Raw genomic sequence first — 24934 nt, 5'->3', positions numbered from 1 at the left:
TCTCGGAGAATGTCAATTTTTACCTAAAGTAACTGAGTCCAATCAGGGGATTTAGTCAGCATTACCCATTGTCCGTACCCCCCTTCATAGCCACAGTCAAATAAGCCACCTTGGTCATAATCATAGGTACATTTAGCATTATCTATGCTACCATCTAATCCACTCGGATCTAGCAACAACATTTGACAGATAGCGTCTTGAACTTCTTCCCGTAAGAAAATCTTGACTCCATAGGTTCGTTGTCGCTGTTTGTAGATTGTGTCTACTGCCTGAAGTAAAATAGGAGCGGCACTGAAGTAGCGGCGACTGAAGTTTTGGTATTTGCCTTCTGGTTCTATGACACTGGGCGATAGCGATCGCAACCAATTGAGGACACCCGCCACACTCGTATCACTAAATGCTATTTCACTGGTAGGTAGTTCAAACTTCACAGCAGCCTTTTCAATTACTTCTCCAACTAGGGACTTTTTTTCGGGCGGTGATAAAACAACTTCTTTTCGCAACCAGAGTTGTTGTACAACTGTAGCATAAGTCCAAGAAAACCTTTTTTCAGCTTCTTCTTGGTGTAGATTATAAATTACTAAATGTAAAAAATCTCCTAGCAATTCGGGGTTAGACTCTTGAATTTTAGCTGCAACTTGGCCAAGAGGTGTCAGTGAGGGTGGATTTTTTTTTGAAATAATTGAAAGATTCCGCAAGAATGGAAATACCACCTTTTGGAGAACGGAAAGCCCTAAATTACAACTAGCTCCAAGTTGTTCAAAATTTGTTTCTTTATTTCTCAAAAAATCAAGAATTATAGCTACTCTTTCTAGCGTAGTATTTTGCTGAATATGTAAAGTTAATTTATTGCTCATAAAGCGCGTTCTAAAGTATCTAACCAAGCAGTCAAATTGTGCATAATCCGATATTCTCGGCTGGTTCTCAATTTATCAATACTTTGACAAAAGTAACATGAATGTTGCGTAGATTTTTTGAGTTCCTCTAGACCAGTTTTAGTAGTTTCAAAACCGCGTCTAACGGTAATTTGAATTTGAGAAGTACCCGGAAAAAAAATGCTGCCGAAGGCTCCTGCTTTTGACCAGGTTGAGCTATCTAAGCTATGGGGTACAAGGGAGTTGTTGCGGAGGCGATAAAAGCTGTTTGGGCCGCCAATGCCAAAGCAGTGAACTTTCATGTTTTTTTCGCGGGCGATACTGCCAACAATCTTAAACAATGCCAAACTAGATTCAGAAATCATATTAACGCTGCCGTTGGGCCCTGACGTTCCCCAAGAGCCAAAGCCGATACGGGTAATACCCATTTTTGCATAGGTTTCAATGCAGCGATTGATTTGGTTGATAGTGCGTCCGTGTACGGGGGCGATCGCGCGTTCTTGTACATAAACAGGCATTTTACCGAAAAATTTTTCGCAATGGTAAAGCGTTTCGCGAACTTTGTACTCCACTATTTCCTCTGAATCAGTTGAGATGGGTACGATATCGGGCAATACATACCCATCTGCCCAGGTATTATTGCGATAAAAATTATCTAAAAATTCCAGCAGTTGATCGTAAGTAAATTTCCCCTGTTGCACCTGATATGCACCGCAATCTAGCCAGACTTCCGAAATGTTTCCCACATCTTTTTGTTGACGAAAGTATTCTGTCGTAGAAGCTGGGCACGTTATCGGTGAGTAAAGAACGTTTTCAAAGGGATTACGCCGATCGCCGCTAGAATTCCACAACTGCCGACTGCGTTCAATCTCAGGGCCCCCAGCACTTACGGCAGCCACAAACTTGGGAATTGTCAGGAGAATATTAGAGCATAATATCTTTTCCCAAACAACCAAAGAGCGGCGTTTACCAGGATCAATTTGTACCCGATCAAATCCCATCTTGTTGTAAAACCCGTTAGCTTCTATGTCCAACGGGCATTTTAGGCGCAGTTTTGTAATGCCACACTTCCTGCCGTGTTCTTCCCATGCAGAAATAAGCTGACGACCCATGCCTTGCCTGCGGTGGTTGGGAGAAACGCAAAGATGGTAAAGGGTAGATATTTTGTCTCGACGGTGATGAAAGTGGAGAAAGCCGAAGGGGAGATAAAGAATTTCACTCTTTGCGATCGCTTCTACCAAAACAGCCTGATTCACAAAGCCTATCTCTTGCCGATGGGTATCGGCAAGCGCTTTAATCTGAAATAGCTCCTCGCTCGAAGCAAATACTATCCTTGACTCCAGACACGCAGTCGGCACGCTTACCTCACTCTGATAGGGAAACTGTTAAAAAATGTACGGTAATCTGTAGGTCTTATCTTGTCTGATTACAGGTTGCGATCGTAATGTAGACCAGGCGGCTATCTGTATAGATGGCGTTAAGGTCTATATCCAACGAGCGGGATAACAATTGCAGGCACTTCTGGTATTGGCTGCTGTGTAGACTGTAACGGGCGATCTATTACAGCTTATTACCTTTAACTAAGATGGAAGGGTAAAAGGGTCAATCCTTGCTGGATTCATTCTTTTTTACCCCTCTACCAAGTTCTTTGTCCTTATGTTCGCGGACTACTCTCTCCAGTAAAAACGCTGACAAGTTACTTACAGGGCGCTGTTCTTCCATCGCCCACTCTTCAAGCCAAGCGTAAATCGGATCTGGCAGATAAACAGTTACTCGTTTCGTCACAGGAATTTTGAGCGCATTTCTTCCTATCATGTCACGCCTGCGTTACTTTCACACTACTTTTTCAAGTCTAACAGCTTACACGCTGTGTTTAAGTGTTGCAGACGAGGTGCATAGGTGCTATGCTAAGGTCGTAACTCAACAGCTAAACCCCTACCGCAACAGCCTGCAAGTTTTGCAGCAAAAAAGCCGCGCTGAAGCTACTATTTTCCCTGTTCCTGAAAAATTATATTTCCAGCGATTCAGCGCCCTAAACCACTTGCACTATCTGGTTCCGATCGCTCACAATCCCTACTCCTCGCCTCTATCCGATCTAGCTCATCTGCCACAACTCTCCAAAAGTCAATATCTTCAGGGGAAATACCCTGAGCTAAAACCAAATTTTCTCCGCGAACTTTGATTAACTCCCCTCGGACAGAGACAGTCAGAGAAGATACTGAAACCCCTTCCGACTCTCCGACTATCAGATCGTACAAATCTCCTACCCGAATGCGGGTGTACTCATCAGTCTCTTCCACGCGATCGGGAGCATGATTGAGTAAATACTCAAAAGCTCTTTGAGCTGTTGGCAGGATAGACTCAGCCAATTTTACCTGCTGAATATCCATTGTGGCTGCTGGCGGTACTGAATCAGCATTCAAATTATCTGCTGACACGTTTTCAATTATCGGCTCTAACCAGTTAGAGAATATAACCAAATCCTCTGAGTTTTCTTTAACAGTTGCATTCAATACCTCTGCATCGCCATAAGATAGAGCGTTTTGCACTTCACCCTCTAAAGTGATCCGCAGAACGATGTGGCTGTCTCGATCGGAAATCACCCTGATTGCTTCATCCTCCTCTAAAAATGCTGTCCAATCTTCTATAACTTTACGTTTTCCTAGCTTTAATAGTTGACAACCATCTAATAAAGTGCTGACTAGCAAATTCTCTAGCTCTAAGCGCTCCTCTTCTGGCAGCTTTACTATCTCTTCTTTAAACTGTTCTTGTACTTCCTCTTCACTTTCAGTCTGGTATTTCAAAAGAACCGGATTGCTTAAAGTAAGAGGTACGATTAGTTCGCTAGAATTAGAGCGATCGCTCTTTAAATCTTGCTCCTGTATTTCAGCTTCTAAAGTTCCTGTTTCTGTCGATCGCAAATCAGCTTCATCCTCCTCTCCTTCACCAACCAACGTCCCAACTTGATTGTCACCATCCGCTTGCGAAAACCAAACCAGCAAATTTTGTTTTGGTTGCCTATCTTGCCTCAAAGAGGAGGATAAGCCTTTAAGCTCAAGAACTCGGCGTTCCCAATCTTTGTTTAATTCGATGAAATTGGCGGCATTAGTTTTTACCAGACTGATTTGAGCATAGGCATATTTCTCACCTGCCAAGGACAGAGCAAAATCAATCGCAGCGAGGCAGCCGTGATAGAAATCTTGAGTCTCGCCGATGCAGACACAATCTTCTATATCTAGTTCGCAATCGGTTTCTCTTCCAATTTGTCTAAGTTGAGAAATAGATCTAACAGGTAACCTAGAAATGGATAGCTTACAGTCACCTTCTACTGAACTTGAACTTAAACTTTGTTGGGGTGAGTTATCTTCTTCATCATTGATAAAAGTTGCTATTTTAGCTTCTAAAAGGCTAAGCGTTTGTACTCCGCTTTCTTCGTCTATTAATTTAACTGCCCCATCCAATCCCGCCAGCAATCCCTGGTAAAAATCTTGAGTTTCTCCAGCTATTGCTCGGTCAGTTGCTATCTTCTCAAAAAAAGCCAGCCCTATTTGTTTTAGCCTCAAGATATAGTCAGGGGAAAATCTCTGTATGGTGTCTAAAAACATAAGTGTTCCGCCATCTAAAAGCGCGTCGATCTTTTAGCAACCAACCTATCATGCGCTCTTGTCGCTCTCGGTACGCCTTCAGTTGTAACTAACTTTAGTTCTCAAGGCAGAGAACATTGAATCAGTAATTGTTTTATCAAAAAGTATTGTCCGGAAATAAGCCATTGAACAAATGCCTTTTCCCTATTGCTATAACTAGCTGGAATTACAAGAAACAACAGCCACTCGGACGATAGCTTTTGCCTCGGGATCGCGTTTTAATAGTCCGCAAGATTAATTTTGCCGATGACTTTTGAGGTGGGAAATTAGGAGGGAAGGCGGATTGAGTTTACAGCCTTTAGCTTTTAGCTTTAAGCAATAACTTTACTGTTAATAGGAGAACGGCGTTCCCATGCATTTTGACTATCAATACAGCTCTCGACAGCCTGCACCCGTCGCCGATCCGCTGCGGCACAGCAGGAGGCACATACTAGCATCCGTCCTATTGCTACTGGAGTGCGATCGCGCTCTTGCCGACTGGTCTCTCCCCCAACTACCTCACGTATCAGGGTTTACCTACAAAGGAAATCGCTTTTTGGTAACAACTGACAAAGAGGCTGAGCAGATAGTTTGGGGGTGGATCGAGAATAATTTATGGGCAGTAACCAATACTGATGAAGATATTGAGTTGCTACTTCAGCACTTGCAAATTTCCCCATCTCTAGTTGAAGCATTTAATGGACAAGCTGCTATCCATTACCTTCGGACAGTTCATCCTAAAAAATTTTGCAAGCTTCTGTCTCCTGCCATAGCCAATCCCACCCAGTTTGTGCAAGCTCTGTTTGAGAACCGCAGCAGATCGCGACTCGTTAAACGCGCCATTTGTGAGTCAGCCCAATTCTCGCCTCTGGCAACGACCGAAGTGGAACGGGCTGGATATCTCATTTACTGCATTATTAATCAACCAGAGGTACTTCCTGGCTCACTCAAACTAAGAATCAACTATTCTTATACCTACAAGTCTATGAAAGAGCGAGCTTAGAAGTATTTAGCGTCACCTGCCAGCATTCATGCACCCAACGGCATTGCCGTTGTCTTTCACAGCAACGGCATGGTCACTGTTGCCAATTGCCTTTGGGAGTGGGAAAAAATCAAAAAATTCCTAATGCGCCTTCAGAGACATCACCTTGATATGAGAGTATAACTATAGTTTTTCTACAAAACGGTCTGGGGATAGTGAGGGTTCATGCCTAAAGTGCAGACATTCCCAAACTTCAACAAAAGTGCAAATATGCTTACAGTTTTAACCGCCACCTCCTTTTGCACTCCGTATTGGAACTATAGTGGCACGCTACCGGAGGGCAATTCATGACAAAGATAATCTCGCTGTTCAACCAAGCCGGCGGTGTGGGGAAAACCACGATCGCGCTCAATCTCGGCTACCACCTCTCCTTACGAGGCCACAAGGTTCTTCTCATCGATATCGATCCTCAAGGTTCTCTAACGCTCTTCATGGGGGTTGACTCTCAGAATTTGGATAAAACTGTGTTTGATGCCATTGTCAATGAGGAACCTCTTTCCATCCACACGGGCATTCACGGTATGGATTTGGCTCCTACCAACATCAACCTCAGCGCGGCGGAAATTCAACTGGTTAACATGGATTTTCGGGAAGTTCGCCTTAAAGATGCGATCGCCCCAATTCAAGCCAACTACGATTTCATCCTCATAGATTGCCCTCCCAGTTTAGGGTTGCTCAGCTACATCAGCCTGGTAGCCGCAACTCACGTCTTAGTCCCCGTTGAGACTCACTACAAGGCCTTTGAGGGCACCAACCTCCTGTTGCAAACAGTAGCGAGAATCAGGAAGAAGGGAAACCGCTCTTTGCAGATAGCTGGTTTTGTTCCCTCCCGCTATGCTGCCACCAACTCTCAGGACAAGCGAACTCTCAAAGCCATAAACGAGCAGTTTACGACCTTTGGTCCTGTTTACGCTCCCATCCCGCGAATAACTGCTTTCGCGGATGCTTCGGAGAAACAAGTCCCGCTTGCTGTTTACGAACCTAAAAATCCCGTCGTCAAAATATTAGACCAGCTATCCGCCAAGATGGAGAAACTCAATGTCAAGTAAGAATGACCAGCCCTATAAAGGTAAGGCCTCTTTGAGCGTTTTGTTTGGAGATGATGAAGTGGCAGAACCAACGGCAGAAAAACTGCTCTCGATTGAGTCGATCGAGCTTCCATCTTCTCAACCTCGCCGATACTTCGACTCCCAAGCTATGCAGGCTTTGGTTCAGTCAGTAAAAACTGATGGAATTCTCCAACCTCTGTTAGTCCGTCCTTTGGGAGAGGAAAAATACGAGCTAGTAGCAGGCGAAAGGCGGTATAGAGCTGCAAAGGAAGTGGGATTGACAGAAGTCCCTGTTATCATTCGGGACTTGACACAACAGCAAGCTCTGCGCGTTGCATTAGTTGAGAACCTCCAGCGCGAAGACCTCAACCCAGTCGAAGAAACCGAGGGGATATTGCAACTGCTCTCCCATCACCTTGAATACGATCTAGAAGAGGTGGTGCGGCTGCTCTACCGGATGCAAAATGACGTACAGAGGATGAATGATAACGTTATCATTCATCATGAAACGCAAATAGTCGTCAAGGTTTTTAGCGAATTGGGGCGGATGTCATGGGAGTCTTTCGTCAGCAATAGACTGGGACTGCTGAAGCTGCCGTCAGACATCCAAGAAGCCCTCCGCCGAGGTCAGATCGAGTATACCAAGGCGCGAGCGATCGCCAAAGTTAAAGACGAGCCGGCAAGAAAGTCGCTTCTGGAAGCGGCAATCGCTGAATGTCTATCTCTAACTCAGATTAAAGAACGCATCGCGGATTTAAAGGCAGGTACTTCGGAAGAAGAACCGGAAGAAAATCTGAAAACCAAAATAAAGGGAGCTTTAACAAGAGCGAACAAGTCCAAAGCTTGGAGCGATCCCAAGAAGCAGAAGCGCCTCCAAAAAATTCTAATAGAGCTAGAATCCCTCTTAGTAGATTAGAAAAAACAAGGGCAATGCCGCATTCTGCCTAATCCGTGCAACCGGATTCTAGAGAAGAAGTTCCGGCATTGAGGGATGGTTGTACCCATTAAAAGACAGAAGCGATCAGAGACTTCTGAGGAATTAAATATGCGACTTCTAGCGGACGGTTTCATACAGCAAACGACAACGCGGTTAGGATACTCCAAGTTCCTGAAACCATTGATTCTAGTTGGTTTTTTCCCTAGTCCCTAGTAAGAGATCCCTAATCCCTGGCTATACTTCGGGCGAGCGGCGCGATCGCGCGGAGTACAGGGCTTGATATTATTTCTGCCCTGGCTGTTGGGAGGCAAAGTTTAAGTTTTTGTCAAGGATGCCCTCTTAATCGAGAGAACATTCTTTTTTGGCGATCGGTCTGATACAGGCGTGAGCGCAGGGGACGGCATAACTATTCTGTAAAAAGAAAAGTCGAGCTAACAATTCTGACCAAGAGTGGCAGTGAAGGAGAAATTATTAGCTTTGCGACAGTGAATGAGAAATCAGCTTTTAGGTAGAATTCGATCGAGCTTGGCAGTTGATAGGTTAGAGACATAGAGATGAAACCGAAAAAAAGCAAACTCAAACCCTGTTTGGCTTATGTTGACAGTTATGCCACAAAGTCACACTCTTTCAAACCACAGCCGACTTTTACCGCCGGCCAAGTATCAAACCCTGTTAGACTGTTTTTTGGCAGATTTTCAAAAGTCGCTAAATGCTTTAGCCCGCGCTTGGAACAAGTATCAGCCCAACGATTCGCTCTCAAACGACAGAAAACAAGACTTAGATTGGCTTGAAACGACGCTGCAAGAGTACAAGATTTCCATCCACACTTCAACTAGCAGCCAAGAGTTTTGGAAAGGTTGTAGGGATGGAAAAAAAAGCAGGAGAACAATTTCTGCTGAAGGCTCGCCAAACGTCGCACAAACCTTACTCAACGCGACCGCGAATCCGAAAATCCCTCAAATCTACGATCTGGGGTTCCATGTTGGATGGCGGTACGCTCGCCTCAAAGACTACTTGTTGCGAATCAGAAAGCAGCGAAAGTTGGAAGAATCCAAGCAGCTTCAAGATTATCAACAGTTTTTAAGTTTTATCCGCCAAAAGGCTGACTCAGAAGATATGGATTCGTTCGTAAGCTTTGGATGGAGGCGGGAGAGAAATCCAGGGCAATGAGAGATAAACGCAGTAAAATCTTGGCGGTTGATGATACGACTGACAACTTATTTATTATGCAGGCTATCCTCTCCGAAGAAGGCTACTGCGTCAGTACAAGTTCTAGCGGACTTGATGCTTTAGCTTTAGTTGAGGAGTCGCCCCCAGATTTACTCCTTTTGGATGTAATGATGCCAGAAGTAGACGGTTACGAAGTGACTTACAGAATTCGCTCAAATCCTCAACTTCCCTTTATCCCCATCCTGTTAATTGCGGCTGACAACTCAACAACCATAGCAGATGGACTCGACTTGGGGGCTGATGATTTCGTTTGCAAGCCCATCCAGGTAAATGAGTTGCTGGCTCGCGTCCGTAGCCTCCTCCGGCTCAAACATAGTATAGATGCGATGCAGGAAGTAACAAAGGCGCGAGAGGATTTTGTGGCTCGTCTTACCCACGACTTGCGGATTCCCCTAGTCGGCGCTGATAGAATGCTGACCCTACTCCAACGAGGGAAATTTGGTGAACTGCCCGTTCAAGCGGTAGAGGCGATCGCCACCATCGGCAACAGTAACCAAAATTTGCTTTCGTTAGTCAATACTTTACTAGAGGTTCACCGATTTGAATCTGGTTGCAAAACTCTGGCGATCGCGCCCTTTGACCTCAAAAAACTGGTCAAAGAAGTCGTTAAGGAACAGGAGGCTGTGGCTATTGATAAAGGACTTGTCCTAACTTTCGACGACTCTGACCCGCAACCAATACGGATTGAAGGCGATCGCCTCGAACTCCGCCGAGTCATCACCAACTTAGTCGGAAATGCCATTAAATTCACCGATTTTGGTTGTGTGAAAATCTTTGTCCGTCCAGATGTCAAGTCGGTAAGCATTAGCGTAGAAGACACCGGCCCCGGTATCAGAGCCTCAGAACAAGTCACGCTGTTTGAACGATTTCGCACCGGAAACCATGCCAGAGCAGGTTGCGGTTTGGGGCTGCACTTGTCTCGCTGGATTGTAGAAGCCCACTCTGGCAGTATTGACGTAGCATCAACGGTGGGTCAAGGCAGCACATTTACTGTACGGCTCCCTATCTCGCTCTAAAAATCTTGTTTGGATACAAAAGAGCGCATACGTTCTACCTCGGGCACACTCGTGCCGCTAAAGTACAATTGTCCCTTTTTTAAACAAACCAACCATGAATAAAATTAGCGTTGCCTTAATTGAAGACCACCACCTGACAAGGGCCGGAATCAAAGCAGCTTTAGAAGACTGCGAAGAACTTGAATTTATCGGAGAGGCAGCTAACGGCCTGCAAGGGATAACTTTACTAGAGAAAACCATGCCTGACGTAGCGATAGTCGATATCGGACTGCCGGGGTTGGTAGATGGGATTGAACTGACAAAAAGGTTCAAAGAATACATACAAACCGACAAAAACCCAAGCGTGGATAACCAACCAAAAGTGTTGATTTTAACGATGCAGGATAACGAAGAATCCGTACTGGCAGCTTTTGCAGCGGGAGCCGACTCTTACTGCATGAAAGATGTCAGTTTTGAAAAGTTAGTGGAAGCCGTTGTTGAGACAAATGCTGGCGAAAACTGGATCGATTCTTCAATTGCCAGAATCGTTTTGGCTCGCATGAATAATCCTTTCAAGGAATCTGTTAATTCAGCAACTATTTCCACTGTGTCAATCAATGGAGTCGATCCGGAGTACAGTCAGTTGTTAATGGCGAACCCTTTAACAGAACGCGAAAAAGAGGTTATAGAGCTGATTGTCGAAGGGTGCAGCAATGAGGAAATTTGCAAGCAGCTATACATTTCCCTTGGTACTGTGAAAACTCATGTACGTAACATACTCAACAAACTGTCTTGTGACGATCGCACTCAAGCTGCTGTCAGAGCTCTTCGCGCGGGTTTAGTTGACTAAATCCGCTTCAAGAGCAACCGCTTGGTGGATAATACAACAGAGACGTTCCAGCAATCTAAGCTATTTAGGCGAGGGTCGCGATTAGAGGAGGTGCAGTGCCAGTTAATGCCGACAAACCACACTTGTGGAAACCCGATATTGCCCTGTCGGTAGACTTCTATAACAATTGGTTTATGCAGTTCGCTCCAAAAGCCTACCGCGACACTCGCATTGCTACAACTCAACAAGTTGAATCCGCCTTAGCAGAAACAGCCAATCTAACCAACATCACGTCCGCATTACTGCGACAGCATCCAGAGGTTTTGCCCATTTTACGCATGGCGGCAGCGCCGCCAATTGCGCGCGATCGCCTGATCGGTTTAGCAGGAGTGTCGCCAAACCTGGTCAAAAATATGGAAGAGAACAACGAATTCCGCCCCGGGCAGACATTGCAACTCTGGATGCTGAACTAACAAAAATCGGCGTTGCTGAAATGAGGTATGATCGAGGGAGCGAGTGAAAGAGCGAGAAAATAATGAACATTAAATCAGAGTATCGGCTCAATAAGTAGGGCTACCGTGTACACACAAGTTGATTCTGAGCTAGTTTCCATCCCAAAAAGATGGATTCAAACTGTCGGAGTCCATGAACAAGGGTAGGCATTCCGGGAGGTCTCTGAGAACTATAACCAGACCAACCCCCAAGTCGAGCAATCAGCCAAGTAGCCCACGGTAAGGAGGCGGGAGGATAGGGATTTTGCAATTTTTTCGTGCGCCCTTGAAGAGATGGTTCAATCACAGAGAAGCATTGCTGTTGAGAATCAGAGAAAGTCAGGGAAACTGGTAAGTCGGCACGATCGCGCCCTTCAACCATTTGTAGGGTTCGCACGGCAACGCCTAAAGCCAAGACAGTGAGTCGTTGAATGGCAGCTACGGACTCTAACTGTGTAGCTTCAAGATTTAATCCTGCTTGTTTCAATGTGGCAAAAAGTTGTTCGATGCGCCATCGCCATCGATACCATTCGATAACTTGTAGTGCTTGTTCTAAACAAACCACCCTGTGAGTTGTGAGTAATCGCCAATGAATCGCTTCTTGCCCTGCCGGAGGATTAACTTCTATTGCTTCGACTGCGTAAAGAGTGATACTGGGTGGATAATCTTGTGCCTTCAATTGATCGGGACGCCGAATCTTAACACTAACACAGCAAATAATGAGCAATGCTTCTCTCGCCGTCCGACCAATGCGTGGGTCTGCTGGTACATCAATTGTATAAGCCCCTTCACAGGGCTGTTCTGTTAAATAGGTATAGAACCCATTTGACATCTCTAAGGAGAAGCTGCCAGCCTCTTAATCATTAGCCTGATGAAACAAAGATTGAGCTTAGCAGTCGCATTCGATAGGGTTCGCTCAAAGTTCTTCACCAGGAGCTTACATCGTTCCATCCAAGCATTTGACCGTTCTATCACCCACCGGGCGACTGCTGGAACAAATCCCGACTTTCCTTGGGCTGCCTTTTCTTGTTTCGAGGGCTTGGTCGAGCGCTCAAACTTAATCTTCCGCATGATCTGCGGATACACCTTCTCCAACTCTTGGGTCAGATGCTCGCTCGTGATAACCGTGGTTTAACAAGATGGTGATCTTCGGAATATTGACGGGCTTCGACTGGAAATAATCTAGGTGTTATGTCAGCATCTCAATCAATCCGGCATCGTCTGAGATATTCGATGAAAGTGCAGTGAGTGAAGAAAGGAAACCCCAATGTATCGACGGCACGATGCCGCTTGATCCCATCCGTCAATTTGTAGAAACTTTCATCCTTTCGACTCCACACTGGCATTGCAGGTATTTTGCACCCATGAGTGAGTCAATGATCATCAACGTTGTCCACTTGGCTTTTTTTTCGGCGTTGCACATTTATGGTATGATACAGGGAGGTAGGGGTACAGTTTTATGTTTGAGATAGTAAACAACCAACCTCACCGATAGGTTTAACATTTCTACTGATTTGGAGTAACATAAAGTTTTTCAATTGCATTCGAGCTAGGTAATGTATTAATCTGGTATTTTCTCCTTCTACCCATGTCATATATGTTTTGTTTACTATTAAGTCTGTAATTCATCTATCTGGGCAATTTCGGAAATTTCGCTATAATCTGGTTCGGTTGATAGGCAGTTTCGGGCCTTTTTAACCCAATTAATAACTGTATTATAAGAAACCCCCGTCAGACGTTCTATCCGCCGAAAACCATTTCCTTCCAGGTAGAGATGGAGACACCGCTTTTTTACCTCTTGGGGATAACCTCGCTCAGAATAAACATCTATAAATTGCCGACCGCAACCTGAACAAATATGGTTTTGTTTACCTCTTTTTCAGCCATTTTTCTTGATATTGATGGACTGACAGTCGGGACAAATCATAGGTTTAGTTAGTTAAGTATATTTGTCCATCATACCATAAATGTGCAACGCCCAACGCCCAAATTCTAGGATGTGCCGATTCCTCAATGATTCATGGCATCATTCACTAACGTCGCATTTCTTTCTCGAAATCGCAGTGTGAAAATGCTACCCCTACCCAATTTGCTCTGCACAGTCAGGCTACCGCCATGTGCTAAGGCTATAGCTTGCGCTATCGCCAACCCCAATCCCGATCCGCCAGTAACGCGATCGCGTGAACTGTTAACTCGATAGAAACGGTCAAAAATTTGCCTTTGATCTTCTGCTGCAATCCCACACCCTGTATCTTGAACATGAATCACAACTAAATGGTCACTTTTCTCTAAAATAACATTTACTTTGCCACCAGGTGAAGTGTATTGAATGGCATTGACAATTAAATTAGAAACTAAGCGGTAAAGCTGGTTAGAATCACCGATAATAGTCAATGGCTGATGCACCCGCAATTCCGATGTTAGCGCTACCTCTCTTGCGATCGCCATTGCTGCCAATTCCTCGACTAAATCGCTAACCAGGTCATTCAAACAACACAATTGAGGGCGATAGGGTATCGGTTGATTATCCATGCGAGCCAGCAACAGCAAATCAGCAACTAACTGAGTCAGTCGTCGGTTTTGGCGATCGATCGTCCGCAAAGTTTCCCGCGCCTCTTTTTCATCCAATTGAGGCGTCAACAGCGCTGATTCTACTGTCGCCTGCGAAGCAGCTAAAGGCGTTCGTAATTCGTGAGCGGCATCCGCTGTAAACTGTTGAATTTGTCGGTAGGAAGCATAAATCGGTTTCATTGCCAATCCTGCCAATAACCAACTAGAAAAGCCGACCAAAATCAATGCTGTAGGCAATCCTAATTTCAAAACCAATTTCACTGTATTGAGATAATCATTGAAGTCTTGCAGGCTCCGCCCCACTTGAATATATCCCCATTTTTGCTGTGTTTTGGTGTGTAACACTACAGAAATTTGGTGATAAACATTGCCTTTGGTGTCAGTTATTGTTTGCCAGTATTTGGAGTTAAATTGTGGTGATAATTCTTCTGGAGAAGCGCCTGCTGTAGCAATCAATTTCCCGGAATAATCAAATAAACGAATATAGTAATAGCCTTGGTTGATAGCGCTTAAAATATGGCGGCTTGGCAACTGTTCTTTAATGCCTTTAACTCCAGTTAGGCGGAGGTTGGGCAAAAATTCGTTTACTATAGGCTCCAAGCGTCCGGGCTGCTGCAATTTGAGTTCTAGGCTGTCGTGTAGCGTCCCAGCTACCAATTCTAATTCCCGGTCTATGGCTACCCAGTGAGCGTGGGCGATCGCCCTATATACGCCAAATCCCAACAAGCTTAAAATCAAACCCATTACTGCTGCATAGGAAATGGCTAATTTCCAGCGAGTCCGGTTAAATAGTTTATTTTGATTCATTTTTCATAACTTGGTAATTGGTAATTCTTAATAGGTAATTGGTCAGGACTTACGCATTTCAACGTAATTCTGTCATTCTGAGTGTACCGAAGAATCTCACAGAGGCTTCACTACACTGCGTTGCGTTTGACTCATGACAGACACAATAGCTGCGTCCAGGACTGTTGGTAAATAAAAGGGGTTCTGAACAATGCCCACCCTACTTTAATTTCTCATCCGGTATCCTACGCCGTGTACAGTTTCAATTAAATTCGCGCCGCCAACCGACTCAAGTTTGCGCCGCAGCAAGCGCACTTGAGCTGCTACGACATTGCTAAAGGTATCTGCACTAACCTCCCATAGCTGATTCCGAATTTGGTCGGTGGTGACAATTTGGTTCGGATGTTTCATAAAATATTCTAACAGTTGAAATTCTTTGTTGGTCAGCGAAATTATCTGGTTTTTACCGTTGCGTTCGAGATGACAAGCAGTGCGATTTCCGCAGTCGAGAACGAGATTTCCTACCTGTAGCTGTTGCGGTTGAATTTGGGGCGATCGCCTTTGCAAAGCCCGCAATCTTGCTAACAGTTCCGCCATCCCGAACGGCTTCACTAAATAATCATCAGCCCCCGCATCGAGTCCAGCCACTTTATCTTCCATTCGGTCTTTTGCTGTCAGCATCAAGACTGGCAATACGCTATTTTTTGCGCGCAATCTTCGCAGCAGTTCCAACCCTGAAAATCCTGGAAGCAACCAGTCAAAAATAGCCAAGTTATATTGAGTCCAATGACTTTCTAAGTATTCCCAAGCTTCACAGCCATCCTGGGCCCAGTCAACGATATATTTTTCTTGCTTCAAAGTGCGATCGATCGCTTTTCCTAAATCTGGCTCATCTTCAACTAGCAAAACTCTCATAACTATAATTTATAGCAGTAAATCCCTTTAAAACTTGATTAGCAAACAGATAGCAGCGCCTAAAGTTCCCCAATTTTCGCCTTTGAATGACAAATAGCAGATTTTAAATTGCAACTTTCTCTAATTTATTCAAGTTACTTGCAATTTAAAATCCTTAAAGACCAGCTACATTTAGTAGGTTTGAATTAAAACTGTACCGAGTGGTATGTCTGCGTTTATTCCCACCATTTTGCCAGCGATTGCGTACCTCCAATTGTGACTGTAACCTGGAGTGTGAATGCCCCGCATATCAATTGATATGGTGGTGTCAGAAGAAACAGGTTGGGAGAAAACCACTGTCGCTTTTCGGTTATTAACAGAAACTTGAGACTCGATTTTTTGACCAGATTGATTTGTTACGTCAATGCCGCTACGCATTTTCACATCTTCCGGCAAATCAATTGTGAGTGCTGAAAGAGCTCTTCCCTGAACGTGAACTTCAAAATGATGGGTAGCAGCCTGAAAGCGAGCGTTATTGGGATGGGCGCCGCTGTGTACGAGGTGAGAAACATTAGCATTTCGCATGGCTCCTCCTGCAAGAGTAGTCGGGGCATTAAATGCTAGCACAAAGGTGAATGCAGCAGCGTAAAGTAACTTTTTCATGGCGATGTTCCTCAAATAATTAACTCAATGGACTTGGCATTAATTGGTTTAAAAGCCCTGAAATAAATCCAGGTAAGATGTCAGTCGTTTAAAGACTCAACCTTCACAAGCATTTACCAACGCGGGAGAGTTTGAATATTAGCCGTACCAACTTTTATGTCTGAACTCTGACCCACTTTCTTGGCATAAACGCGGTAGATATAATTACTCGGGTAGATTGAAGCCTCAACCTCAAGCACAGAAATTGTCAGCACAGTTCCGGCAACTACAGGTTTGGAGAAAACTACCGTTGCTTTTCCACCTTTAACAGAAGTTGTTGCATCAATCTTTTCACCGGATTGACTGCTTACTTCAATACCCTTGATTCGCAGTGATGGCAACTGAATTGACAGTTCTGAAATGGCTTCTCCCTCAACGTGAACGTCAAAATCGTGGAAGGCTCTCCAAGTTGGGTAGTCAGGATAGGAACGGCCTCCGACAATGTGAGGAGATTGGGAATCTCCCGGTATTCCTGTTGCTTTTGCTGCGGAGATAGAAGAGGCAAGAATTAAGGCAAATACTGCACCAATACTAATTATTTTTTTCATGACTGCACTCCTTGAAAACTAACTGCTTATTTCTTAGTTTGATAGGTATGAATGAAACCAGGATGAAATATCGGCCGTAACACCTGATTTTTTTATTGATAGCTGCGAACCCGCGCCATACCGAGGGGTATGTCTGCATCGTCGCCAACGGATTTAGCAGCAACCTGGTACATCCAAGCGCTAGAAACTCCTGAAGTTATTACTTTATTCAGGGCAATTTTGATTGTGGTTTCGGCAGATACAGGTTGGGAGAAGGTTAGTATAACTTGATTGCTGTTGACAGAAACCTTAGTGTCAATTTTTTGACCTGAATCGTCAGATATACTGATATCATCCCTGACAGTTAACCCGGCAGGAACGCTAATTTTTAATTGAGAAATAGCCCTACTTCCTTGAGGAATGTGCAGCCGGAAAGTATGCCTGACAATTCTTGCCTTAGTTTCTGGAAATTGTACTGAACTATCAATGTGAGGAAAATTCTCGGCACCTGTTCTGGTACTCGCATGGACAGCAGGAACTAAAACTGCGGCTGACAGAGCAAATACGCCACCGTAAATGAGTGTTCTCATAGTCTTGACTCTCCAGGGATTTAAGTACAGTATGCCAACCTACTTCAACATTCATATTTGAAGAGTCAGCTTCTTATTAACTAGATTGACAGCTAATAATGAAATCAAGATGAAATATGAACCAGTGAGAGGTGAATTTTAATCGCAAACAAGCGCTTTACTCTCTTACTTGGAAATGAAATGAACCCAGAAATTTCCATCTGCCATACAAACGCGACGAATTAAGTCATAGGAATAATGAAGATAGGCTCCAGTGGCGTTGTTGTCATACCCGCTAGCAAACCATTCTCCATAAGGATCGTGAACAATCAAGCCAGTTTCGTCATATCCAACTACGGGCAGAATATGACCGAAAGGAGTAAAATAGCCATGTATGACCGTTGGGTTTCCATCTACTAACCAATCTTTAACTTCCTCAAATGTCGCATTCTCTTTAAAGGTATCTTGAGCACCATACTCTCTGACAATTTTTGCTAAGTCGTAGGGGTTCCAGCGACTGTAACCTTTGTTGAGTGCATATTGGTAGAGTTCGTCCTCAAATTGACCGATCTTGTCCCGGCGCGGTTTGTTGAGGAACTGCAAGCACATTGCCATTGATGTGACATTGCAAGCACCAGTCGGATTATAGTAATTATCCAGTTGGTACTTGTAAGGAAAATTAGCAAGTTGAAAGCTCTTAGGCTTAGTTTTTGGATAAATTACCTTTCCTTCTTGTAAAATTTGGACGTGCGACCTATAGACATACCAGATTTGAGAATTTTTAAAGGAATCTTTTCGCAAAGCTACTCGGATGTGATCGCGAACCATTTCATAAGAGACAAGCTCCAATACTTTCCCCGTTTCAATTTTTTGTTTCTCTGCATCTGATAAATTTAACGCATAGATAGGTCTAGCCTTGAGAACTGTCTCATTAACTATCTTGAGGACAGGAGGTGGAAATTTGAGATCCGATGGCTTGGCTTCAATAAGTTTCTCGGCTGTTTTTTCTCCGATAAATCCTGGTTCATCAGTGCACTGAATCAGCTTGTGAAATCGATTGAGAGCCGCAGTAGAGACTGGACTAAAGATGCCGTTGGCTGGAGGGTCTAGCAAACCTAAGTCGATGAGACGAATTTGGATTTGGCGAGTTAGCTCTTTATCGGCAGCGATCGCCTTTACATCCACTTTCTTATTGGTTCCTACAATGTTTTGGAGTTTCATAATTAATTTATTGAATATTGGAACTAAATGTTAAACCCATTTCCCCATTTTCGATCGCCTCGCCCCCACGGATGTTGCGTAAATCCAGATTAAATTCCCAGAATGTACTGACTGTAATTCTTGGGTAAAAGTTTTTGCAACAGGTAAATAATCCCAAAACAAACTAGCAAATCTACCGTCACTAAAACTCCGAGCTTGAGCAGGGGATCGGGAGAATACATAAATTTATAAGACGCTAAATTAACATAGTTTACTACCATCACATCTAGCAGGTATATAGGAAAGGAGTAAGCCGCCAATATTTTGACTAATTTCGATAGGTTACTGGGAAGTCTGATGCTTTTAGAAAATGCCAATATCGACAGTACGAACAAAATTGCGTATCCTTGAGTAGATAGTTTAAAAAACGATCGGGCAAACCAGGCATCCGAATTCACTTCACTGAGTAGGTAAAATTCCCAAATACTTGCTAGATAGAACAAGATAGTTGCTGCTAAAATAAGCATTTTTTGGCGCTGAAGGTATCTTTGAATGTTGTCATAACAACTGCCAAGAACTAAACCAGTGGAAAACGGCAAAATCCAACTAAAAATCCAGCGCTCTATCAGCGGTATAGGTAGGGAAGGTAAGTATTTGAAAGCAGCTAAGTAAAAGACTATGGTAAAAACTATTTGAATGGTGAAACCCAAAGCCAAAACTTTTCGAGGCTCTAAGAATCTTAATTTAACTAGAATCCACCACCACAAATAGCATTGAACAATCACAACTATAAAGTAATAGGGGGGCATCACAGAACCTGTCAGCACATCTCTAACTAATCCAAGTAAATCAAATCGTTTGAGGTTGCCCAAATTATTTAAAATGTAGAAGGCTACCGACCAAAAAAGATAGGGCGGTATAATTCTTGACAGCCTTTTCTTTAATATCAGCGTCGGATTATTTTGATTGTCAAGCTTGTTGGTAAGAAAAAAACCGCTGATCAGTAAAAATGCAGGTACGCAGAAAAGCTGGAGTGTATCGATCGAAATAAATAGAATTCTGCGATCGGGTAATGACAAAAAACCAGCATGAATAATCACAACACTGACGATCGCCAAAGCTCTGATTAAATCGAATTCAGCAAACCTAGTAGATGCTTTTTGCATTGTAAAAACAGGGTAGTGATGGTAGCCACACTCGGCTGCAAACGATATCTGTCAAGGGTTTCAGTCTTAAGTTGACACCTGCGGGCAGTGACGTATCCCTACTGCTTGGCGGGTGCAACACCAGAAACGTTACATTCTGATTAGACAGCGTTTAACCGCGATCAACTTAAGGTTTACATTCCTAAATGAAATCAGGATGAAATTTTTAATATTGATGCGACTTATAGTCCAGGTAAATAGCTCATTCTCTAACAGCAATCCGGTATGCTATCATAAAATGGCAGAATTACCCTACTGTGAAAATGACAGAATGAAACTTATAAAAATGAGCCAGCAAAAATTAAAAAACCCAATTCTCCTATGGATGGGTATGGGGATAGCAATGCTGGCGTGTTGCCTTGTGCCTATGGCTGCTTTCTTCTTTTTAAACGGAAGTTGGCGGGCATTAGTTGGTCACGACAACAAACAGCCCGCCAGTAACCCGTCAACCAGTCAGCAGCAGCTTCAACCTACTAAAAAGTCTACCGAGTGAAGGTGAATCGACCGTCTACCTTTTGACCGTTAATATCAGCACTAATCTTCATCTGATACTGACCGACAACTTTTCCAGGCAGCAAAGCTGTATAGTGCTGGTCTTTCTGGTCATAAGTGAAGGTAACAGTCTTTTGAGTGCGATCGGGCATCTGAATTTGACCGGTTATCTTCGCATTAGGTATTGCCTGGTGGTTGTCGCCTTTTTGCAAATAGAAATCCAGGTGAGTTTGAGTGGCTTCTTTCCCGACAACTAACTCTAGATGATAGGGCCCTGATTCAACGACTTGACCGCCTTTGTTTTGAGCGGCGGCTATCTCTGTTCTTGCAATGGGTTTTGAAGACGAGACGGCAGAACTGTTGGCTGAAGTAGCAGCTTGGCTGTTGTTACTTCCAACTCCCCAAAATATTAGCCCCACAGTACCCAGAACAATTAAACCTGACTTTACTGTTTTCATGGTCTTTCTTCCTTAGATTAGGGATTTTGTACTCTTATAAATTTCCGAGCATTGACTTTCATTAATGCTAGGACATCCAACCAAATGATTATTCCTTCTATTCGTCGCTCAACCGGATAATCTTGGTAATTTAGACTATTCATTTTGCGAGAAAGCTATGGTGCTTCTCCTCTGTTTAAATCATTTTAGGGGATTTCCGATCAATTGTAATAAAACTTGCATTCTATTGACTGAAGGTAAAACGACCGTCAACTTTTTCTCCGTTAATATCCGCAGTCACCTTCACTGGATAATTTCCTGCATCTTTGCCTGGAAATACAACGGCGTAATGTTTGCCATCAGCATCGTATTTGAAGTCCAGCGTTTGCTGCTCTCCATTGGGAGACTGCACTTGTGCCGTCACTTTTGCATTAGGAATCGGTTCGTGGGTATCACCTTTTTGCAAATAAAGATCTAAGTGAGTTCCGGTATCCTCTTTCAGAGTTAAAAGTTCTAGGTGGTAAGGTCCAGACTCGACAACTTGACCTCCTTTAGATGGTTTGAGAGGTCCTGTTTTAGCGGATGCTGCAGGAGAAGCGGCCGGACTGGAAGTATTAGGTTGAGAGGCAACAGGAGCGGATGTTGGGCTGCTGTTTGGGCCGGTTCCTTGGTCGCTTTTGCTGCAAGCTCCCAAAAACAGCAATCCGACACTGCCTAGAATAACTAAGCTTGACTTGAGCGCTTTCATTCGATTTACTTTTTGGGTACAATGATTAGAATATGACACCCAAAAATGAAATCAGGATGAAATCTTCAGACTTTCATACAGGTATTCGGATTGTGACATCGGAAATTCAATATTTTTATCATTTTTAATCTTCCCCCCCCTTGACTCTATAGCCTACTTGAGGGTTTATGCTATATATAGTTTCCCAAAGAAACTTTTCGATCCTAGATTCCCAGGTAAAAATTCATGATTAAAGCAACTCAGACTAAACGCTTCACTCTTGCAGCTTTGACGGCAGTTCTCCTGACAGCAGGTACAGCCGCGGTTGTCTTTGCCGCCGGCCCCTGTACTACTCCTACTCCTGACTGCCCTCAAGCTAATTGCGATAAATAATCCTTATTTTTCCACTGCGTGTAGATTCCATCGCCAATTTTTCGCCGGATAAGCAAGAAAATATCCGACAGCAGCACGATCTCAATTTTGAGTGACTGCTGCTTTTTTCTCCAATATTATTCTTGACAATATAGAGTATATTATCGAAAAATTGGATGACTATAACCACTACACAAAACTGAAAGTGGCTATCACTATAATGATTGGGTTCAAACTTGCCTAAAACTGCTATGAAAAAATTTGGAACAGAATCCTTAGAACAGCAGCTACTAAAAAGTCGTTCAACAATTATACTTACTCACATCAAATCTGGTAGCTAGTTTTCTAATTGCTCTTTTACCCTGCTTCTCGAATAGTGCGATCTTGCTTGTGTGCACACTACATATAGTGTGCACACAAGTAAGTGCTGAGATAGTATAACACCCTGGCGGGGTGACAACCCCGCCAACTGTAATCGACAACTAAAGCGATGGCGATGGGGAAAATAATGATGATGCCAAGAAGTAAATACTGATTAGCGATCTCTCAAAATTTTGATGGTTTACTCCATGCGATCGAGGATGTCTTACGCCTTGCGTCCGGCACAGCCTTGGCGGTTGCTATAATTGTTTGCGTAAATTGAACGCGAGACAGGATACTTCTATTGTTAAAGAAATAATCATCGCGCTCGCAGCCGCAATTGCACCCGATGCCCCAAGCTGAACTGCACCGAACGCAACTAAAAGCAATATAGTCGTGCCAATCCAAGTTGCATAATTCAGACCTTTGGTTTGACCTGCCCCGACCAAAAAACCTTGAGTAGCATTTTGCACCGCCACCAGAAGGGGTACAAACGCGCACAACAGCAATACGGGACGGATACTCTCAACCAGGGCTTCATCGTTGCCGATAAAACTTTGCACAACCTGCAACCCAAATGGCGTTGTACTACCTAAAAACAACAGTAGCGAACAAAATCCACCCACACTGAGGGCAAATGCAATTAATTGGCGATCGCTCACTTGATCTCGATTTTTGATAATCACCTGCTGCACCATGCGAGTCGCATTGGCAATCACCAAAACCAATCCCCAAGCCGCAGGCCAAGCCGCCAATGCAATATTAGCGTCTTGGGCGCGGGCAATAATTCCCACCAGGACAGCACGTCCGCCCCAGACTACTAGCATTGAAGAGCCTAAAGGCCAGTAGAAATTCCACACACTTTTGAGATTGGTGGGTAGCTTTAACTCAGAATCAATTGGTCGAGGCAGACGAGTGGCTCCTAGCCGGTGCGCCGCAATGGTTACAACCAGCGCCTCTGAGAGAACCCCCGCGATTAAAGCAGTCCCCGCCAGCAGTGCGCCTGACATTTTCAACATAAATCCGCCCCATAACGTTAGGGCTACAATTAACAAACGAACCATGCTAGCTTTGGCAACCGCCTGAGAATGACCTGTGTGGATGAGCAATCCTTGAAAATAACGCCGCCACGCGATCGCCAAAGGCCACAGAAACATTAACGTCAACACACTCTGCACTGTCTGCCGCAATTGGGGTGGAATTCCTAACAGCGTCCCTCCCAGCGTGGCGAAAATAAACGGCAGCGTCAGCAGCAACAGTAACGCACTCAGTCCGCCGCCTGCTAAAAGCGTAAATCGCCACAAGGCGCGACGCGATCGCCCATTCGGTGCAAGCGCATTCGAGGCGTGCAGAATCATAATAATCGGACTTTCAAAAAAGACCGCAAGGGCTTTGGCAATGCCTACGGCTGCCAAATTCACCCGTGCATCGGGTAAATGAGCTAGGGCAGCCGTCATCATCGGATCGCCAAAAGCCATTGCCACATCGCTGAGGGAGAGGGGAATAAATTGCCGCCATAAATCTAGCAGACCGATTTTAGACGGACTTTGAGAAGCCTTTAAGGTCATTGTTTATGAAGGTTGTTGCTGTTGCACGAGGGTAAGAGGGACGCTTTGAAGGGCGTTAATTGTAGCGGTGAGGGCTTTTTGTTCTAAGATTTCAATCCCTTGCTCGGACAGCCATTCTGGATTGTAGACTGTTTCGAGATAGCGATCGCCTCGATCCGGGTTCAACAGTACCATGCGTTGAGAATGGGGATGCTGCTGGCTGTAAGCCAGGGCAGCGGCAACGATAGCCCCTGTGGATGCTCCTAACAACAAGCCTTCTCGACGTGCCAGGGCATGACAAACAGAAAAGGCAATGCGATCGTTCACAGAATACGCTGCATCCAGTGCCATTGGATCAAAATTTGGCGGTACAAAAGATAACCCCAATCCTGTCATTTTATAGGGGTGAGACGGCGTGCCAAAAATAGCCGAACCTGCCACATCTACGCCGACAATTCGAGTTTGGGGATGACGCTGTTTAAAATATCGGCTAATTCCCGCCAATTGTCCCGCCGTACTAACGCCAATAACGATAACATCTGGTGCTACGGGAAAAGCCTGTTCGATTTCACGAGCAGTAAATTGCTCGTGGGCAGTTGGGTTTTCGGGATTGCGGTGCTGGCAAGGATACCAGGCACCAGGAATGGTTTCGGCGAGTTCTTTGGCTTTTTTCATCCTCGCAACTTGCATCGATCCATTGGCATCTGCCGCACTCAGGGGGACATCTACCAATTCTGCTCCATAGGCAGCCAGCATTCGCCGAATCGGGGGCGGTGTTTTACCATCAATGACAATCATCACGCGATAGCCTCGCGCTGCACCAATCATTGCTAAACCAATGCCGAAATTACCAGAACTAGATTCAACAATTGTGCCACCGGGGGCGAGTAACCTGGTACGTTCTGCGTGTTGAACCAGACATACAGCATTTTTCTCTTTAATGCTGCCACCGGGATTACAGGATTCTAATTTGAGATAAAATTCGTGATGCTGACAGAGTTCGCTCAAGCGATTGAGACGAACAATGGGAACCTGTCCAATTGCCTGGGTGATATCGCGAGCTAGGGATGATTTCAGCGCTGTTTGTAAGAGTTGAATCATTGATTTAGATCCTTCAAAATACACGGTAGTTAGTCCTGGTCATCTATCTTGCTTGCCTGCGGGAAATTTTAGTATCCGAGCGCGAGATCATGCTTATCAATTAGCCAGAAGCCCTCTTTGCCTAATTACAAGCTTGCAACTTCAGAATCAGGGTAAACGCATCTAATTTCTAAATTTTCATATATAGCTTCTGAGTAAATACAAAAGCGCTACAGGTGGAAAAACCGTTCTCAACAAACAACACTAAAGCCGAGTTATTATCATCACGCCAAAATGAAATTTGGGTGAAATAAGTCAGGTTTATTGATTTAAAAAAATATAGGAAAAAGCGCATAATATAAGTGGTTTTTATATTGGCAGGGGCAGGAGATAA

At 44.3% G+C, this 24934-nt stretch carries 25 protein-coding genes and 2 pseudogenes; 9 read left to right on the top strand and 18 right to left on the bottom strand.

The window, feature by feature from the left end; genetic code table 11:
* Positions 1 to 23: 23 nt before the first annotated feature.
* The 4 genes from QUB08_RS08390 to QUB08_RS08375 form a co-directional block, all read right to left on the bottom strand.
* On the bottom strand, positions 24 to 857 hold the full coding sequence (locus QUB08_RS08390; RefSeq protein WP_333224282.1) for a hypothetical protein: 834 nt from the start codon (positions 855 to 857) through the stop codon (positions 24 to 26).
* Complete coding sequence (locus QUB08_RS08385; RefSeq protein ID WP_333224281.1) at positions 854 to 2131, bottom strand: GNAT family N-acetyltransferase; 1278 nt, start codon at positions 2129 to 2131, stop codon at positions 854 to 856. The genes QUB08_RS08390 and QUB08_RS08385 overlap by 4 nt, the downstream gene beginning before the upstream one ends.
* 346 nt (positions 2132 to 2477) lie before the next feature.
* A complete protein-coding gene (locus tag QUB08_RS08380; RefSeq protein ID WP_333224280.1) occupies positions 2478 to 2690 on the bottom strand; it encodes a ribbon-helix-helix domain-containing protein in 213 nt (70 codons plus the stop codon).
* 209 nt (positions 2691 to 2899) lie between these two features.
* Entirely contained in the window at positions 2900 to 4480 is a 1581-nt protein-coding gene (locus QUB08_RS08375) for a hypothetical protein (protein WP_333224279.1), read from the bottom strand.
* Positions 4481 to 4871: 391 nt separating this feature from the next.
* Between QUB08_RS08375 and QUB08_RS08370 the strand changes: the two genes are divergently transcribed.
* The 7 genes from QUB08_RS08370 (at position 4872) to QUB08_RS08340 (ending at position 11053) form a co-directional block, all read left to right on the top strand.
* Positions 4872 to 5501, top strand: coding sequence for a hypothetical protein (locus QUB08_RS08370; protein WP_333224278.1), 630 nt, complete (start codon positions 4872 to 4874; stop codon positions 5499 to 5501).
* Between the two features lie 326 nt (positions 5502 to 5827).
* Positions 5828 to 6589, top strand: coding sequence for a ParA family protein (locus tag QUB08_RS08365; RefSeq protein WP_333224277.1), 762 nt, complete (start codon positions 5828 to 5830; stop codon positions 6587 to 6589).
* Entirely contained in the window at positions 6579 to 7505 is a 927-nt protein-coding gene (locus QUB08_RS08360; protein WP_333224276.1) for a ParB/RepB/Spo0J family partition protein, read from the top strand. The genes QUB08_RS08365 and QUB08_RS08360 overlap by 11 nt, the downstream gene beginning before the upstream one ends.
* 627 nt (positions 7506 to 8132) lie before the next feature.
* Positions 8133 to 8696 carry a hypothetical protein gene (locus QUB08_RS08355; protein WP_333224275.1) on the top strand — a complete coding sequence of 188 codons (564 nt, stop codon included), beginning with the start codon at positions 8133 to 8135 and terminating at the stop codon, positions 8694 to 8696.
* Positions 8693 to 9772, top strand: a complete 1080-nt coding sequence (locus QUB08_RS08350) for a hybrid sensor histidine kinase/response regulator (protein WP_333224274.1) — start codon at positions 8693 to 8695, stop codon at positions 9770 to 9772. The genes QUB08_RS08355 and QUB08_RS08350 overlap by 4 nt, the downstream gene beginning before the upstream one ends.
* Before the next feature lie 94 nt (positions 9773 to 9866).
* Positions 9867 to 10601, top strand: coding sequence for a response regulator transcription factor (locus tag QUB08_RS08345; RefSeq protein ID WP_333176386.1), 735 nt, complete (start codon positions 9867 to 9869; stop codon positions 10599 to 10601).
* A 95-nt stretch (positions 10602 to 10696) separates the two neighbouring features.
* Positions 10697 to 11053: a XamI family restriction endonuclease gene (locus tag QUB08_RS08340; protein ID WP_333224273.1), complete on the top strand. Its 357-nt coding sequence runs from the start codon at positions 10697 to 10699 to the stop codon at positions 11051 to 11053.
* A 100-nt stretch (positions 11054 to 11153) separates the two neighbouring features.
* Here QUB08_RS08340 and QUB08_RS08335 read toward each other — a convergent pair.
* The 10 genes and pseudogenes from QUB08_RS08335 to QUB08_RS08290 all read right to left on the bottom strand — a co-directional run.
* Positions 11154 to 11888 (bottom strand): annotated as a pseudogene (locus tag QUB08_RS08335) (IS4 family transposase); the annotation flags it as partial.
* Positions 11889 to 11905: 17 nt separating this feature from the next.
* The gene (locus QUB08_RS08330) at positions 11906 to 12142 is read right to left on the bottom strand and encodes a hypothetical protein (RefSeq protein WP_333224272.1); all 237 of its coding nucleotides are present in this window, start codon (positions 12140 to 12142) and stop codon (positions 11906 to 11908) included.
* Between the two features lie 352 nt (positions 12143 to 12494).
* Positions 12495 to 12998: pseudogene (locus QUB08_RS08325) on the bottom strand (IS1 family transposase).
* A gap of 83 nt (positions 12999 to 13081) precedes the next feature.
* The gene (gene rppB / locus QUB08_RS08320; RefSeq protein WP_333224271.1) at positions 13082 to 14449 is read right to left on the bottom strand and encodes a two-component system sensor histidine kinase RppB; all 1368 of its coding nucleotides are present in this window, start codon (positions 14447 to 14449) and stop codon (positions 13082 to 13084) included.
* A gap of 204 nt (positions 14450 to 14653) precedes the next feature.
* Positions 14654 to 15343 (bottom strand): two-component system response regulator RppA, encoded by a 690-nt coding sequence (gene rppA, locus QUB08_RS08315; RefSeq protein WP_333176594.1) that lies wholly within the window; start codon positions 15341 to 15343, stop codon positions 14654 to 14656.
* 171 nt (positions 15344 to 15514) lie between these two features.
* Positions 15515 to 15985 carry a DUF2808 domain-containing protein gene (locus QUB08_RS08310; protein ID WP_333224270.1) on the bottom strand — a complete coding sequence of 157 codons (471 nt, stop codon included), beginning with the start codon at positions 15983 to 15985 and terminating at the stop codon, positions 15515 to 15517.
* Between the two features lie 113 nt (positions 15986 to 16098).
* The gene (locus QUB08_RS08305; RefSeq protein WP_333224269.1) at positions 16099 to 16572 is read right to left on the bottom strand and encodes a hypothetical protein; all 474 of its coding nucleotides are present in this window, start codon (positions 16570 to 16572) and stop codon (positions 16099 to 16101) included.
* A 92-nt stretch (positions 16573 to 16664) separates the two neighbouring features.
* Positions 16665 to 17141: a DUF2808 domain-containing protein gene (locus QUB08_RS08300; protein WP_333224268.1), complete on the bottom strand. Its 477-nt coding sequence runs from the start codon at positions 17139 to 17141 to the stop codon at positions 16665 to 16667.
* A gap of 165 nt (positions 17142 to 17306) precedes the next feature.
* Positions 17307 to 18341: a C39 family peptidase gene (locus QUB08_RS08295; RefSeq protein WP_333224267.1), complete on the bottom strand. Its 1035-nt coding sequence runs from the start codon at positions 18339 to 18341 to the stop codon at positions 17307 to 17309.
* 89 nt (positions 18342 to 18430) lie between these two features.
* Entirely contained in the window at positions 18431 to 19486 is a 1056-nt protein-coding gene (locus QUB08_RS08290; protein WP_333176580.1) for an acyltransferase, read from the bottom strand.
* Positions 19487 to 19796: 310 nt separating this feature from the next.
* Between QUB08_RS08290 and QUB08_RS08285 the strand changes: the two genes are divergently transcribed.
* Positions 19797 to 20018: a hypothetical protein gene (locus tag QUB08_RS08285; RefSeq protein ID WP_333176577.1), complete on the top strand. Its 222-nt coding sequence runs from the start codon at positions 19797 to 19799 to the stop codon at positions 20016 to 20018.
* Here the strand turns inward: QUB08_RS08285 and QUB08_RS08280 are convergent.
* Positions 20008 to 20475 carry a hypothetical protein gene (locus QUB08_RS08280; protein ID WP_333176575.1) on the bottom strand — a complete coding sequence of 156 codons (468 nt, stop codon included), beginning with the start codon at positions 20473 to 20475 and terminating at the stop codon, positions 20008 to 20010. The two genes, QUB08_RS08285 and QUB08_RS08280, sit on opposite strands and share 11 nt — an antisense overlap.
* A gap of 223 nt (positions 20476 to 20698) precedes the next feature.
* Positions 20699 to 21202 carry a hypothetical protein gene (locus tag QUB08_RS08275; RefSeq protein WP_333176574.1) on the bottom strand — a complete coding sequence of 168 codons (504 nt, stop codon included), beginning with the start codon at positions 21200 to 21202 and terminating at the stop codon, positions 20699 to 20701.
* A 225-nt stretch (positions 21203 to 21427) separates the two neighbouring features.
* Between QUB08_RS08275 and QUB08_RS08270 the strand changes: the two genes are divergently transcribed.
* Positions 21428 to 21574: a hypothetical protein gene (locus QUB08_RS08270; RefSeq protein WP_015211800.1), complete on the top strand. Its 147-nt coding sequence runs from the start codon at positions 21428 to 21430 to the stop codon at positions 21572 to 21574.
* 599 nt (positions 21575 to 22173) lie between these two features.
* Here the strand turns inward: QUB08_RS08270 and QUB08_RS08265 are convergent.
* Both QUB08_RS08265 and QUB08_RS08260 read right to left on the bottom strand, forming a co-directional pair.
* Complete coding sequence (locus QUB08_RS08265) at positions 22174 to 23481, bottom strand: hypothetical protein (RefSeq protein ID WP_333176572.1); 1308 nt, start codon at positions 23479 to 23481, stop codon at positions 22174 to 22176.
* Between the two features lie 3 nt (positions 23482 to 23484).
* Positions 23485 to 24561 carry a cysteine synthase family protein gene (locus QUB08_RS08260; RefSeq protein ID WP_333176569.1) on the bottom strand — a complete coding sequence of 359 codons (1077 nt, stop codon included), beginning with the start codon at positions 24559 to 24561 and terminating at the stop codon, positions 23485 to 23487.
* Between the last annotated feature and the right edge of the window lie 373 nt (positions 24562 to 24934).

The organism is Microcoleus sp. BR0-C5, assembly GCF_036705045.1.
In the GTDB taxonomy this organism is placed as follows: Bacteria; Cyanobacteriota; Cyanobacteriia; order Cyanobacteriales; family Microcoleaceae; genus Microcoleus.
Note: the sequence above shows the minus strand (reverse complement) of the source record. Positions and strands in the feature narration are given on the sequence as shown.